The sequence below is a fragment of the Limnohabitans sp. WS1 genome (genome assembly GCF_003063265.1).
GTDB lineage: Bacteria > Pseudomonadota > Gammaproteobacteria > Burkholderiales > Burkholderiaceae_C > Limnohabitans_A.
The window spans coordinates 144,550-158,746 of sequence record NZ_NERU01000003.1 but is presented as its reverse complement, the minus strand read 5'-3'; the positions used below and the strand labels follow the sequence as shown (position 1 = coordinate 158,746).

The 14,197-nt window shown below is 59.1% G+C and carries 14 protein-coding genes; 3 read left to right on the top strand and 11 right to left on the bottom strand.

Annotation, left to right across the window (positions count from 1 at the left end; translation table 11 throughout):
• Nucleotides 1-463: 463 nt before the first annotated feature.
• The 4 genes from B9Z48_RS06340 to B9Z48_RS06325 are packed head-to-tail and all read right to left on the bottom strand — an operon-like array spanning nucleotide 464 to nucleotide 3,192.
• The gene (locus B9Z48_RS06340; protein WP_368665914.1) at nucleotides 464-1,162 is read right to left on the bottom strand and encodes an SDR family NAD(P)-dependent oxidoreductase; all 699 of its coding nucleotides are present in this window, start codon (nucleotides 1,160-1,162) and stop codon (nucleotides 464-466) included.
• On the bottom strand, nucleotides 1,159-1,926 hold the full coding sequence (locus B9Z48_RS06335) for a formylglycine-generating enzyme family protein (RefSeq protein WP_233261036.1): 768 nt from the start codon (nucleotides 1,924-1,926) through the stop codon (nucleotides 1,159-1,161). Before B9Z48_RS06335 ends, B9Z48_RS06340 begins: the two co-directional genes overlap by 4 nt.
• A complete protein-coding gene (locus B9Z48_RS06330) occupies nucleotides 1,923-2,513 on the bottom strand; it encodes a histidine phosphatase family protein (RefSeq protein WP_108377545.1) in 591 nt (196 codons plus the stop codon). Before B9Z48_RS06330 ends, B9Z48_RS06335 begins: the two co-directional genes overlap by 4 nt.
• 22 nt (nucleotides 2,514-2,535) lie before the next feature.
• Nucleotides 2,536-3,192, bottom strand: coding sequence for a DsbA family oxidoreductase (locus tag B9Z48_RS06325; protein WP_089963802.1), 657 nt, complete (start codon nucleotides 3,190-3,192; stop codon nucleotides 2,536-2,538).
• Nucleotides 3,193-3,359: 167 nt separating this feature from the next.
• Between B9Z48_RS06325 and aroQ the strand changes: the two genes are divergently transcribed.
• Nucleotides 3,360-3,797, top strand: a complete 438-nt coding sequence (gene aroQ, locus B9Z48_RS06320) for a type II 3-dehydroquinate dehydratase (RefSeq protein ID WP_108377544.1) — start codon at nucleotides 3,360-3,362, stop codon at nucleotides 3,795-3,797.
• Nucleotides 3,798-3,861: 64 nt separating this feature from the next.
• On the opposite strand, the gene B9Z48_RS06315 is transcribed toward aroQ, so the two are convergent.
• The 7 genes from B9Z48_RS06315 to B9Z48_RS06285 all read right to left on the bottom strand — a co-directional run bounded on the left by B9Z48_RS06315 (nucleotide 3,862) and on the right by B9Z48_RS06285 (nucleotide 12,355).
• Nucleotides 3,862-4,725, bottom strand: coding sequence for an alpha/beta fold hydrolase (locus B9Z48_RS06315; RefSeq protein WP_108377543.1), 864 nt, complete (start codon nucleotides 4,723-4,725; stop codon nucleotides 3,862-3,864).
• Between the two features lie 43 nt (nucleotides 4,726-4,768).
• Nucleotides 4,769-5,962 (bottom strand): MFS transporter, encoded by a 1,194-nt coding sequence (locus tag B9Z48_RS06310; RefSeq protein WP_108377542.1) that lies wholly within the window; start codon nucleotides 5,960-5,962, stop codon nucleotides 4,769-4,771.
• A 3-nt stretch (nucleotides 5,963-5,965) separates the two neighbouring features.
• The gene (gene aroC, locus B9Z48_RS06305; protein WP_089963809.1) at nucleotides 5,966-7,063 is read right to left on the bottom strand and encodes a chorismate synthase; all 1,098 of its coding nucleotides are present in this window, start codon (nucleotides 7,061-7,063) and stop codon (nucleotides 5,966-5,968) included.
• Nucleotides 7,064-7,123: 60 nt separating this feature from the next.
• Nucleotides 7,124-8,332, bottom strand: a complete 1,209-nt coding sequence (locus B9Z48_RS06300) for an HlyD family type I secretion periplasmic adaptor subunit (RefSeq protein WP_108377541.1) — start codon at nucleotides 8,330-8,332, stop codon at nucleotides 7,124-7,126.
• Nucleotides 8,329-10,518, bottom strand: a complete 2,190-nt coding sequence (locus tag B9Z48_RS06295; RefSeq protein WP_199233468.1) for a type I secretion system permease/ATPase — start codon at nucleotides 10,516-10,518, stop codon at nucleotides 8,329-8,331. Before B9Z48_RS06295 ends, B9Z48_RS06300 begins: the two co-directional genes overlap by 4 nt.
• Nucleotides 10,511-11,758: a TolC family protein gene (locus tag B9Z48_RS06290; protein WP_108377540.1), complete on the bottom strand. Its 1,248-nt coding sequence runs from the start codon at nucleotides 11,756-11,758 to the stop codon at nucleotides 10,511-10,513. Before B9Z48_RS06290 ends, B9Z48_RS06295 begins: the two co-directional genes overlap by 8 nt.
• Nucleotides 11,759-11,890: 132 nt before the next feature.
• Complete coding sequence (locus B9Z48_RS06285; protein ID WP_089963815.1) at nucleotides 11,891-12,355, bottom strand: CBS domain-containing protein; 465 nt, start codon at nucleotides 12,353-12,355, stop codon at nucleotides 11,891-11,893.
• A 111-nt stretch (nucleotides 12,356-12,466) separates the two neighbouring features.
• Here B9Z48_RS06285 and B9Z48_RS06280 point away from each other — a divergent pair, with 111 nt between their 5' ends.
• Together B9Z48_RS06280 and B9Z48_RS06275 are read left to right on the top strand one after the other, a co-directional pair.
• A complete protein-coding gene (locus tag B9Z48_RS06280) occupies nucleotides 12,467-13,762 on the top strand; it encodes an O-acetylhomoserine aminocarboxypropyltransferase (RefSeq protein ID WP_108377539.1) in 1,296 nt (431 codons plus the stop codon).
• A gap of 5 nt (nucleotides 13,763-13,767) precedes the next feature.
• A complete protein-coding gene (locus B9Z48_RS06275) occupies nucleotides 13,768-14,187 on the top strand; it encodes a GNAT family acetyltransferase (protein ID WP_108377538.1) in 420 nt (139 codons plus the stop codon).
• Nucleotides 14,188-14,197 lie beyond the last annotated feature (10 nt).

Below are 14,197 nucleotides of genomic sequence, written 5' to 3'. Positions count from 1 at the left end.
CGATTGTGGCGGTTCAGCCTTGAGCATCAGAGCCTAGGCGTCTGGTGCACTGCCTGCTGTGTTCTCAATAAGCACCCACAGGCCAAACCGTCAAGGGGGCTGCTCGGGGCGGGCTTTTGAATGCGGTCATTTCATGCAGCATTTGGTATCCAAAAATCATGACCAAAAAACACCAACCATGCCGCCGTCCTCCTCACTGCGTCCCCCCACGGGACTTTTTTCATGGTTCAAACGGGTCCAACATGCGGATGGCAAAGAGCGTGAAGGCTTGTTTTTTCGTTCCTGCTCATCCTGGGCTTGGGCTATGGTGCTTTTGCCTTGGTGTCATGGAGCCTGGGATTTGAAATGGGCGTGTGGGGCCAATCCGAGGCCATCGCGAAGTCCATCGCGGCGAGGGCGCCGCTCCTACAAAAACCCGGCACCCTGCCCGCTCAACGCTCATCGCTTGACACCCACCAACACCTCACCAAGCCAAGTGCTGACCGAGGTGGTCCACAAATTGGGCCCGACCGGTGGGCAACAAGGCGTCCAGCACCGCCAACAGCCGCTGGGCTGCTTGTTCGGGGGGCAATGCGTCTGAGCCCACAAAGGGCTGGCTCAACGGGGATTGCACGGTGCCAGGCTGCAAAGCGGCCACCACGGCCAGTGGCCTGCGTCGGGCGATTTCAATGGCAGCGGTTTGCAGCAACATGTTCAGCGCCGCCTTGGCCGACCGGTAACCGTACCAGCCGCCTTTGTGGTTGTCTTCGATGCTGCCCACCCGTGCCGACAACTTGCCCCAAATCACCCGTTGACCGGGGGCCAGCAAAGGCACAAGGTGTTTGAGCAAGAGACTGGGACCCACGGCATTGAGGTGCATGGCACTCAGCAAATGGGTCGCCTCCAATTCGTCCAGCCTTTTTTCAGGGCCACGCCCGTTCAAGGTCAAGGCCCCAGTGGCATCCAGCACCAGATGAAAGGGGCCTTGTGAGGCCAAGTCACGGGCGCAGTCGGAGATGCTGGTTTCGCTCAACAGATCAAGCCCTGGCGAGCTGTCACGCGACACGCCCTTCACGGCGGCGCAGCGCGGATCGTTTTGCAGCTGCAGCAGCAAAGCGCTGCCGATGGCACCACGGGCACCGATGACCAGGGCGCGGTAGCCCTCGGGCAGGGAATTCATCATGGCTTGGACTGGCCCACAGGCATTGGGGCGCGGGCGGGGTTTGCCTGCTCGGGCTTGAGGTCGTAGGCGCAACGAAAGCCAATGTAGACCGCGTAAAAGTCAGCCGGTTTGTAGGCCTGCACATCGGCCTTCATGTTGAAGGCGCCGTACCACCAAGAACCACCCACCGTTCGGCGTTCCTTGCCCTGAGCATCGGTGGTCCATTCCCACACATTGGCCCCCATGTCGAACAAGCCGTTCACGCCTTGGCGTGTGGCCCCTGCGGGCGCGGCCCTGGGCCACGGGTCGGCATCGCTGGTGTTGGCACCTTGCGGGCTGTCGCCCGTGGTCCAGGGGTAGGTGCGGCCCTTGACCCAGGGCGCAGGCGGTGCATCGCGCAGCTCGGTAAACCCGGCCTTTTGCCATTCGGCCCCGCTGGGCAAACGCCCTCCGGCCCACCGGCAGTAAGCCTGCGCCTCGGCAAAGTCCAAATGAACGGCGGGCAAATCAGCGCTCACCGGGGCCACGCCATCGGGCTTGCGCCAAGACCAGCCGGGGCGGCGCTCCCAGCCCGCGCCATATTCAAAACCACCGCCCTCTTTTTCGGCGCGGGTCACGGTGCCGGTGGCCCGCACATAGCGCTCAAACTGGCCGATGGTGACTTCGGTGCGGTCGATGGCCCAGTCGCCCAATGGCACGGGGTCCCCCACCTGAGCCCAAGCCACTGCACAAACCAGCGCAGCAGATGCCCCCAAACCAGTGCCCACGTTCCTCAAGATGGTCATGTCAAGCGCCCCCGCGCCAGCAATCGAGCTTGTCGATCGACCAAAAAAGCTTCCCCCATGGCCGGATAAGCCTCGGTCAGCGCCGTCATGTTGACTTGGTGGGTGACCCAGACTTCACGTCGCCCGGGTGGCAACTCACGCAAACGGGCTCGCATGGCCAAGGCTTGTGCATTGGCGTCGCCTTGGCCTGCAAAGGTCGAGTTCAAAGGCCACCAGTTGTCATAGGCACCAAAGGCCAGCCGGGCCGTGTCTTGGCAACGGCACCATTGGCTGCTGAGCACCGCATCAGGCTTGACGGGCTGGGCCTGCATCCAGCGCCCCAGATCGCGTGATTCCTGACGCCCTTGCTCGGACAGATTGCGTTGGGTTTGACATTGACCCAAGACAAACCCAGGCGGATCGCCCAAGCCCGATTCGGTCGTGGCATGTCGAACCAAGAGCACCCCACCCTCGCGTTGCCAAATCCGGGCCAAGGCCTCGTTGGCCCATGCACGAGGGCTGGCGGCCAGGTTGACCAACAACACCCCGGTCCAAAGGCCTGTGGAGCCTTGCAAAAAGTGGCGACGCGCCGTGTTCAGTTTGTGCATGATGCAGCCGTGAGGGGTCGGCTCAGGACACTTCGCCCGAAGCGATGCGGCGCAAGGCTTGCTCAAACACTTCGACAGGCTGCCCGCCCGAGATCAAATGACGGTCGTTGATGATGACCGCAGGCACCGAGCGAATGCCGGCTTGCGCATAAAACTGCTGGCGCTCGCGCACCGAAGCGCCATGCGCATCGCTGAGGAGCACTTCGCGGGCAGCAGCCACATCCAAACCCGCTGCGGCCACACTGGCCAGCAAGACTTCGGCGTCTTCGACGCATTCGGCCCGCCCTTGGTAGGACTGCAAAAATGCTTTTTTAAGGGCATGCTGAGCACCTGCGCCTTGGCCCTCGGCCCAGTGCAGCAAGCGATGGGCATTGAAGGTGTTGTAGACACGACCGCGCCCCCCGGGGTGAAACTCAAACCCGACTTCGGCCCCTCGGGCGGCAATGGTCTGGCGAATCTGCGCTTGTTGCTCTGCCGTTGAGCCATATTTTTCGCTCAAGTGCTCTCCCAAATCTTGACCCCCCGGGGGCATGTGGGGGTTCAACTCGAAGGGCTGGAAATGCAAATCGGCCTGCACTTGGCCTTGCAAGCGCTCCAAGGCCTGCTCCAGGGCACCCAAGCCCACAGCGCACCAAGGGCACGCAATGTCAGAGACAAAATCAATTTTGAGAGGAGTCATCGGTCATTCCTGGGGCGCAGCCCTTGCTCAGTTAGAAAAATTGACGGCTAACGCAGGGTCCACGAGTGAGCCTCTTGCCCGCCAAAGACCCTGATCTTGCCGCAAATCACCGACAATGTCAGGCGCTCAGGCCAATTGCCCTGATCTTCATCGCGACACCCACCACCATGAAAATCCTGACCCTCAACGGCATCAACCTCAACATGTTCGGCAAGCGCGATCCGGCGCAGTACGGCACCATCACCTTGGCCGAAATCGACGCCCAATTGGTGGCCTTGGGCCAAGAATTGGGCGCCCATGTCGAGTGCTTTCAAACGAACATGGAAGGAGAAATGGCCGAGCGCATTCACCAAGCCCACACCGACGGCACCCAAGCGGTGCTGATCAATGCCGGGGCTTGGACACATTACAGCTATGGCATCCGAGACGCACTGGCCATTCTCAAGTGCCCCATCATCGAAGTGCACATGTCCAACATCCACGCCCGTGAGGAGTTTCGTCACCACTCCGTGATTGCCCCCATCGCCAAAGGTCAAATCGCTGGCTTTGGTGTGGACAGTTATTTACTGGGATTGCGTGCCGCCATCCGTGCCATTCAGGGCTGAATCTGAACCAGCGCCCGTCCAATTACCGCCAAGAACGGCCAAGTACCGCCAGGCCTTTGGCCACTCACGCCCGAAGCACTTGGATCAAAGCGGCGTTGAACCGTTCGGTGGCCTCATAAGGCACCCAATGCCCCACCCCTGACACGGTATGCCACTGGCCCCAGCGGGGGGCCAGTTGTTCCATGGCCGCTTGAACCTCGGGCAAACGAGGACCATACAAGGCATCTTTTTCACCGTAAATGGCGCTCACCCGTGCCTGAACCTTTGGCAAGGTGCGGGCCACGATGTCGGTGGACGACAAGCGTCTGCGCGGCATGCGGTCACGCTGAACATTGGCGGCATGCAAAGCCAAAGCCAAAGGGTCCAATGAAGCTTCATGCTGCAGCATGAGCGCCAGCAAATTGTGCCGGTGCACCTCGCGCTGCGCCTCGGGCGTGGGCAAATGCCGCCACCCCTTGAGCACGGTGCGCTGCGATTGCGCCAGCCCCATGCCCGGAGCCCCCACCAAGACCAGGGCCTGAGCATCTTCGGGATGCGCGGCCAGCCACAAGGCAGCGGTCATGCCGCCAAAGGAAAACCCCACCAAGCTGACCGGCCCCGAGGGCTGCAGCTGTTGCAAACCCTGGTGCAGGTGCGGCGGCAAATCGGTGGTGTCGGTGCAGCCTTCTGGCAAGTCGGAGTCGCCAAAACCGGGCAAATCGGGCACCAGCACACGCCAGCCGGCATCACGCAAAACGGCGATGTTGCGCACCCAGTGGGTCCAACTGCCACTGCCACCGTGCAACAGCACAACGGTGGGGTGTTCGGCCCGGCCCCAAGCATGCCAGACCGTGGTGGATTGCTGGTAGTGTGTTTCTAGACGCACCGCATCGAGCAGTGTTTCTCTCAAAGCCAAGGGCAAAAACTCAGGCAAGGCAGCAAAGGACATACATCAAAGGAACAAAGAGACAGAGGGCAAGAGGCACGGACACTCAAGCAGCGGGGGCATCAGACAAGGGTCTGCGAGGGTGCTGCAAACGCCAGACCCTGTAGGCCGCCGCCGTGGCCACCACACCGGTCAGGCTGCTCAAGGCAAACACACTTTGCAAGCCCCATCGCTCGCTGATGAGCCCGCCCAACAAAGCCCCCAGAACCCCCGGAAACCCATAGGCAATCACGGTGTACAAAGCCTGACCACGGCCCCGCAATCGACCCGCAAAGTGTTGCGAAATCAAGGCAATGCACACCGTGTGGTGCGTGGCAAAGGTGATGGCATGCAGCATTTGCGCCAACAGCAAAATCCACAACACATCGGCCCAAGCGGCCGTCAAGCCCATGCGCAACACCATGACGGCTGAGCAGGCCACCAGCCAGGCCGTCAGGGACAAGCGCGGCAGCCAACGCGATTGGGTAAAAAACCACACCACCTCGACCGCCACCGACACCGCCCACAAGACACCGATCATGGTCTTGCTGTAACCCAAGGAATTGAGGTAAAGCGAGAAAAACACATAAATGCCGATGTGCGAAAGCACATGAAAAAAAGTGGACGCAAAAAACCACTGCACAGGTTTTTGACGCAATACCGGCCCCACCGACACATGCTCGACCACCAAGTGCGCCGCCTCTTTGATGTCGGGCATCCACCACACGCTCAACAGCACCGCGCCCAAACTGAACACCGTCCAACCCGGAAAATGGTGCATGCCAAAGGCTTCAAACCAAGCCCCAGCCACGAACACCGTGAGCAAAAACCCCATGGACCCCCAAAGCCGCACCCGGCCATATCGCTTGGTGTCAAAGGCCCCATTTTGGCTGACCAAATGCGCCATGGCCGCTTCGCTCATGGGCATCATGGCGCTGGTGTGGGTGAACATGAGCAGCAACACCACCCCCAGCCCCACTGGCCCCCAGTCACCCCACAAAAAACAAGCGCAGACAAATGCCACGCCCGCACCGATGCGCAGCAGTTTGACGCGCTCACCGGTTCTGTCGCTGATGGCTCCCCATGCATAAGGCGCAAACAAACGGGTGGTGGCTTGCACCGCCGTGAGCACGCTGATGGTCAACAAGCTCAGGCCCATGTCTTGCAGCCACAGCGGCAAATAGGGGTTAAAAAATCCTATGTGCCCAAAATAACTGGCCGACAGCGCAGCAAACGGCCAAAGTTGACGTCGGGGCGTCATGCATCAAGTCTTGAACGGGGCAATCGGGGGCAATGCATGTTCGACATCGGCACATTGGGCACGGAACTGCAGGGCATGTTCCATGACCACCAAGGCCAACATGGCCTCGGCAATGGGGGTGGCACGAATACCGACACAAGGATCGTGGCGGCCTTTGGTGATGACTTCGGTGGGCTGTCCGTTGGCGTCAATCGAATCCCGCGCAATCAAAATGGAACTTGTGGGCTTGATGGCGATGGACACTTCGATGTCTTGACCGGTGCTGATGCCCCCCAAAACCCCACCCGCGTTGTTTCCCACAAAGCCCTCGGGTGTCAGTGCATCGCCCGCCGTACTGCCCTTTTGGGTGACACAGCCAAACCCAGCACCAATCTCAACGCCCTTGACCGCATTGATGCCCATCATGGCAAATGCAATGTCCGCGTCCATTTTGTCAAACAGCGGCTGCCCCAGACCGGCCGGAACACCTTGGGCCACCACACGCAGTCGGGCTCCGCAGGAATCGCCCGATTTGCGCAGCGCATTCATATAGTCCTCAAGCGCCGACACATCGGCCACCGGGGCAAAAAACGGGTTGTTGGGCACATGGTCCCAACTCTCAAAGCCAATCGGCAGATCGCCGATTTGGGTCATGCAACCCACAAAGGTGGTGCCCCACTTTTCTTTGAGCCATTTTTTGGCCACCGCGCCCGCCGCCACCATGGGGGCCGTCAGGCGGGCCGAAGAGCGGCCACCGCCGCGTGGATCGCGCAGACCGTATTTGCGCCAGTAGGTGTAGTCGGCATGGCCCGGACGGAAGGTTTGCAAGATGTCCCCGTAATCCTTGCTGCGCTGGTCCGTGTTTTGAATGAGCAGGCAAATCGGCGTGCCCGTGGTCTTGCCTTGGTACACCCCCGAGACAATCTGCACCGCATCGGGCTCGTTGCGCTGGGTGACGAATTTGCTGGTGCCCGGGCGACGACGGTCCAGATCGGGCTGGATGTCTGCCTCGCAAAGCGACAGGCCCGGAGGGCAGCCGTCAATCACGCAGCCAATGGCCGGGCCGTGGGATTCACCAAAGTTGGTGACCGAAAAAAGTTGTCCGAAGGTATTGCCGCTCATGGGTAAGGATTATCCCAGAGCGCAGCCCTTGCCGAGCAATATAAAAAACCCATTCAGGGCTCAGCGCTCGCCCAGGGACTGACTCAATGTCTTGACCACGGGTTTGGCCAGGTACTTGAGCACCGTGTTGCTGCCGGTTTTGATCTCTACCGTGCTGGTCATGCCGGGCTGGATGTCGAGCTTTTGATCGGGCTTTGCACTGAAGCGACGCCCATCGGTCTTGACGTGCACCCGGTAATACGGTTGCTCGCCATGTTGAAGGTTGAGGTTCTCTGACAAGGTGTCGGGGCTGATGTAGGACAGCGTCCCTGACAAATCGCCGTAGATCGTGTAGTCGTAGGCATCAATCTTGACCGTGGCTTTGAGGCCCGTCTTGATGAAGGCGATATCGGCCGGGCTGACCCGGGCCTCGATCACCAGATCTTCTTCGAGGGGCACAATTTGCATGACTTCTTCGCCCGGACGCAGCACACCGCCCCGGGTGGTGACACGAACGTTTTTGACGATGCCGTGCAAGGGGGCTTTCAATTCGGTCTGCGTCAATTGGTCTTTGCGCTGCGCCATGACCTGCTGAACGCCCGCCAACTCTTCCAAGGCTTTGCTCAACTCGGCTTGGGTGTCTTGAAAGTATTTGTTTTTCCGGTTGGTGATTTGAGCCTGCGTATCGGCCACCTGACGCTCAAGTCGCAAAACTTCGGTGGCACTGACGTCACCCGTTTTGAGCAAGGGGCGCGTCATCTGCAGTTCTTTTAGCACAATGGCTTTGATGTTTTCATAAGACCGCAGCTCTTCCTGAATGGCAGCAATGCGTTTTTTGAACAACATGCTTTGGGTCTCACGGAACTCCGGGTAGGCTTTGGCTTCGGGCGGAAAACGCGGTTGACGACCCAAAACTTCGGCCTGCAAACGGGCCACAGTGATGGCCAAGGCGGCTGACTTGGCGCGGGTCTCGAGATAACTGGACTCCAAACGGGTGCCATCGATCTTGACCAAGACCTGATCGCGCTGCACCACATCGCCTTCCTTGACCAACAACTCTTCGATCACGCCACCGTCTAAAGACTGGATGATTTGCGAACGCGCACTGGAGATGACCGAGCCTGGCGCACGCGTGATTTGGTCAATTTCGGCGTAATAGGCCCAGGTGAAAAAAACGGCGCTGGTCAAAAACAAAGACCACACCGCCCAACGCGGACGCCTGAGTGAACGGGACAGATTTTCTTGCTGCCCCTGGGGGTCTGCCGACTCCAAAAACCAGAAAATTTTCATGCTGCCGCTCCCGTTGTGCCCGATGCTTCCAGCGCAGCCGGGCTTGGCGCTGCTCCTGAGGGTGATCGCAGGCGATTGAGTACCTCATCGCGTGGCCCATCGAGCACCACCCGACCCTTGTCGACCACCAAAATCCGATTGACCAAGGGCAACACATTGGGTTTGTGGGTGACCACGACGATGGCACTGTCGGCAGGCATTTCCTTGAAAAGGTGTTGCATCACCGTGTTTTCAAGCTTGGCGTCCATCGATGCAGTGGGTTCATCCAGCAGCAACACCTTGGGGCTGGCCAAGAGCATGCGGGTCAGGCCCACCAACTGGCGTTGCCCACCGGAAAGCCCGCGCCCACCCTCGGCGATTTCAAGCTCCAGGCCCAAAGGATGGTTTTGAATCACCTGATCCAAACCGGTCAAAGCGGCCGCCTTGAGGATTTGGGAATCACTGGGCAAGGGCAAACCCAAACTCAGGTTGTAGCGCAGCGAGCCATTGAACAAACGCACATCTTGAGGCAAGTAACCGATGTGCTCCCGCACGAACTCGGGTGCCAAATGCATCATGTCAATGCCGTCCAGAAAAACATGGCCCCCAGTGGGCTTGTAAAGCCCGGACAACAGCTTGATCAAGGTGGACTTGCCAGATCCAACCGTGCCCAACACCGCCACCCGGTCACCCGGACGGATCAGCAAAGACGGCACCTCCAAACCCGGCACATCTTTCATGTAGGCAAAAACCGCCTTGTCGAGTTTCAACTCGCCCAGGCAATCTTCGGGCACCACCAGTCGATCGATGTCCTGGCGGTCACTGGGCATGGCCATGATCCCATCCAAAGAGGTCAAAGCCACCTTGGCATGGTGCCACTGGGCAATCAGGCCCGGTAACTGCGCCACAGGCGTCATGGCGCGGCCCGAAATGATCGAACATGCAATCAATCCACCCATGGTCAACTGACCAGAATTGATGGCGTAGGCCCCCGCAGCCACCATGCAGGCATAACTCAATTGCTGAATGGTCTGGGTCAAATTGCTCGACAAGGTCGAAAACAAGCGCATTTTGAGCTCGCTGCTGGCGATGTTGACCGTCATGGCACGCCATCGATCCAGCAATTTCCACTCGGCATTGGCCGCCTTGACCGACTCAATGCCATCAATGGCCTCGATCAGGAGACCGTTTTTCTCGTTGGACTCCTTCATGTGCATGCCGGTGTATTTTTCAAATGGTTTGTTGAACGCCATACCCGCCAACACCGCCAAGGGCACCGACAACAAAGGAACTAAGGCCACCGGCCCAGCAATCACAGCGATCACCGCCACAAAAAACACCGCAAAAGGCAAGTCGGCCATGATGAACAGACTCGACGAAGTCAAAAAGTTGCGCACCGACTCAAAATGCCGAATTTGCGAAGCAAAAGTGCCCACGGTGCGGGGCCGTGCATCCATGCGAATGTCCAGGGCCTTGCCAAAAAAGACAGCCGACAACTCTTGATCGATCACTTTGCAAGCCCGGTCCACCATGTAGGCACGCACCTGCTTGAGAACCAACTCGATCAAGATAGCGATCACCACCCCGATGGTCAGCACCCACAATGTTGAATAGCCCTTGGTGGGAATGACCCGGTCATACACCTGCATGGAGTAGAGCGCGGCCACCAAACCCACCATGCTGATGACAAAAGTGGCCACCACGGCCTCTAGAAAAACCGAGCGATAACGCCGAATGGACGTGGCAAACCAGTCAGTGGCGCTCATGGAGCGGTGAGCTGTTTCGCCGGGTCGTGCCGGCATGGTGGTCAGCTGCAAGAGCCGTCCCTGCCGCGCTGCAGACATCTCCAGCATGTGGGTCACGCCATCGGCGTCCTGACATGTCAAGGTGTTTCGACCTGAACCTCCTCGCACCAGCCAGACCTGCGCGTCATTCCCTGCGCCCACCCAAAGCAGTGGAAAGTCTGACGGGGAAAGGTTTTTGGCTTCAATGGTCTGGATATCGGCCATGGGAAAGCGGGACAACCACCAGACTTTGAGCCGTTCTTCACGGCTGAGACTTTCGACCTCCACGCCATCAGGGGTACGAGACAGCATGCCAAAACGGTGAGCCGGGACCGCCTGCCCCAGCAAGCCGGCCAATCGGGACAAGACCGCTGCGAGCGAACTGTCCAGCATCACGCTGTCCCTGTCTTGTGGTTCAGTCATGAAGCGCTGCCAGGTTGTGGGCAGACAATTGTCCGGTGAGCAACATCAAGCGCAGCTGCAACGCATCCTTGTTGTTGCTCACATCCACCGCGCTGTAAGCCGCTTGAGAGCTTTCACGCACTGCATTGAGAACGTCCAACCAGTTTTTCTTGCCAATCTGGTACTGACGCAAATAAGAGTCCACCACCTCGTCGGTCGCGCTGACCAAGGCTTGAGCAGGTTCCAGTTGTTGTTCGATGGACTTTAAATCAGCCATCGAAGTGCTGACCTGCTGTTCAAGCAAGCGCTCGGTCGCAGCCGCGTTTTGAAGCACGGTTTCCATGCGCAACCGTGCCGCCGCTGCGGCACTTTTGGCAGACAAACCAGGGCCAGGCGAAAACTGCACGGCCAAATAAGTCTTGTTGGGATCAACACCCACCTCGGACGCACCCAAGGCACGGCGATGGGCCAAGACCAAGGTGGGGTAGACCGAGGCATCGGCGATATCAATCTGGGCTTGAGTGACCAGTTGCTGGGTGCGCAAACGCTGCAACTCGGCTGACGCAGATTTGGCTGAAGCGATGGCCATGGCTTCATCTTGTGCTTGCCACCTCATGGCACGGGGTTGACGCAAGGACGACGACGGCACACCGACCAGTTGTTGCAAAGCCAATTGGGCCGATTGCAAGGAACGACTGAACTGGATTCTTTCGCTCACCGCCTGTTGCAAGCGGGCATTGGCCAGCACTTGATCGGCAACGGGGCTGATTTGAGACACCACACGCCGATCGATCAAGCTCTTTAACTTGTGATGCTCAGTTTCATTTTTCAGCGCCACTTGAAGGCGCTGCCGCCAGCGCAATACCTCAAAAAACTGCTGCCCTGCCTGGAGCATGAGGCTGTTGCGTGTTTCGCTCAAACCCGCCTCGGACAAACCCACATTGGCCTCGGCCATGCGAATTTGTGCATCGATTTTTCCGCCAGCCCACAGAGGTTGCTGCACAAGCACAGCCCCTTGGGGCCGTTTTCCGGTGGTGGTGACCTCGGTGCTCAAGGTGGGGTAGCGCGCCCACTTGGCGGTTTCTTGATCACCCTGAGCGGCTTGAACATCAGCCTTCTTGGCTCTGACAGAAGGGTGCTGACTGGCCGACAGGGCCAAGGCCTCGGACAAGCCCAACTCTGCCGCAGCAGACATGGAGGGACTGACCAGTAAAAAACCGGCACAGGCCAACCAGGCCCGTCCAAAATTGCAATGAGTCATTTGAGTCCCAAAGCCCGGCTAAAGGCTTTGTATTTTTTGGTACTCAAATATTATGCAATAGAAAACCAAGATGTCTTTTAAGTAATTTTTTGAGTTTTTAGGAACTCAAAAAATCCAGAAACCCATGCTCAATCAGGCGCTTGGCGCAGCGGCAGGCGAATCTTGGCCCGGCCAGTCGCGAATATAGGCTTTGAGCATTTTGTTTTCAAAATCTTGACTGTCGACCACGGCCTTGGCGACATCGTAAAAGCTGATGACCCCCATGAGCACATGCTCATCCATGATGGGCATGTAGCGGGCATGGCGCTCGAGCATGATGCGGCGCACCTCATCGAGGTCCGTCTCGCTGGTGCAGGTCAGGGGCTGTGTGTCCATGGCCTCTTGGACCGTAGTCTGGCCCACTTGTCCACCGTTTTTGACCACCTGCTGAATCACTTCACGAAAAGTCAGCATGCCAGCGAGTTGGCCCTGCGACATCACGACCAAAGAACCGATGTCTTTGTCGGCCATGGCGTTCAAGGCGGTGGCCAGCAGTTCATCGGGTTTGACCGTGAACAAAGTGCTGCCTTTGACGCGCAGAATATCGCTGACTTTCATGGGGTGTCTCCTCTGGCCAAAATGTGACTTGTGAAGAATTAATATAGCCCACAATGAACCCTGTGCCCAGCCATTGCCCTTGGCTGGTGCGATCTTTTTTGGAGACACCCCATGGCTGGTTACAGCGATCCCGGTTTTGACACTTTGGCCCTGCATGCAGGTGCGGCCCCCGACCCGGCCACAGGCGCACGGGCCGTGCCCATCCACCTGACCACCTCCTTCGTTTTTGAATCCTCAGACCAAGCGGCGGCGCTGTTCAACCTCGAGCGCCCCGGCCACGTTTACAGCCGTATCAGCAACCCCACCAACGCGGTTCTGGAGCAACGCATTTCGGCTTTGGAGGGCGGCATCGGGGCCATCACCACATCGAGCGGGCAGGCAGCCTTGCACTTGGCCATTGCGACCCTCATGGGCGCGGGCTCGCACATCGTGGCGTCGAGTGCTTTGTACGGCGGCTCACACAACCTGCTGCACTACACCTTGAGCCGATTTGGCATCCGCACCACCTTTGTCAAGCCCGGTGACCTGGACGCCTGGCGCGCCGCCGTGCAGCCCGACACCAAACTCTTTTTTGGCGAAACCGTGGGCAACCCCGGCATGGACGTGCTGGACATTGAGGCCGTGAGCGCCATCGCCCACGAAGCGGGCGTGCCGCTGCTGGTCGACTCCACCCTCACCTCGCCCTGGCTCATCAAGCCCTTTGACCACGGGGCCGATCTGGTCTACCACTCGGCCACCAAGTTTTTGTCGGGCCACGGCACGGTGGTGGGCGGCGTGGTGGTCGATGGCGGCAGCTTTGATTGGGACAAATCGGGCAAGTTTGCCGAGCTGAGCCAAGCCTATGAAGGCTTTCACAACATGGTGTTCAGCGAAGAGAGCACGGTGGGTGCCTTTTTGCTGCGCGCCAGGCGCGAGGGCCTGCGCGACTTTGGCGCTTGCATGAGCCCGCACACCGCTTGGCTGATTTTGCAAGGCATCGAAACCCTGCCCCTGCGCATGGCGCGCCACATGGAGAACACGGCCAAAGTGGTCGAGTTTTTGGCGGCGCACCCGCTGGTCAGCCGCGTGGGCCACCCCTTGCTGGAGAGCCACCCTTCGCACGCATTGGCACAAAAGCTCTTGCCACGCGGCGCAGGCTCGGTGTTCAGCTTCGACATCAAGGGCAGCCGCGCCCAAGGCCAAAAGTTCATCGAAACCCTGAAGGTCTTCAGCCACCTGGCCAATGTGGGCGACTGCCGCAGCCTGGTGATCCACCCGGCCAGTACCACGCACTTTCGCATGACGGACGAAGCACTGGCCGCAGGCGGCATCGGCCCCGGCACCATCCGCTTGTCGATTGGCCTGGAAGACCCGGCCGACCTGATCGACGACCTGAAAAAAGCCCTCAAGGCCGCAGAAAAGGCCTGATCACCATGCACATCCGCACCTACCAAACTTCTGACGAAGCTGCCGTGGTGGCTTTGTGGCAAAGCTGTGACCTGACCCGCCCTTGGAACGATCCCTACAAAGACATCGCCCGCAAGTTGCAAGTGCGCCCGGACCTGTTTTTGGTGGGCGAAGTGCAGGGCCGCTTGATGGCCAGCGCTATGTTCGGCTATGAAGGCCATCGCGGTTGGGTGAACTACCTGGCCGTCTCGCCGGACCACCAAAGACAAGGCCACGCCAAGGCCATGATGCAGCACGGCGAAGCCCTGTTGCTGGCCTCGGGCTGCCCCAAAATCAATCTGCAAGTGCGTGCCAGCAACACCCAAGTGCTGGCTTTTTACGAATCGCTGGGTTACCGCGACGACCAGGTCGTCAGCATGGGCAAACGCCTGATCCCGGACCTTTGAACTGCCACCC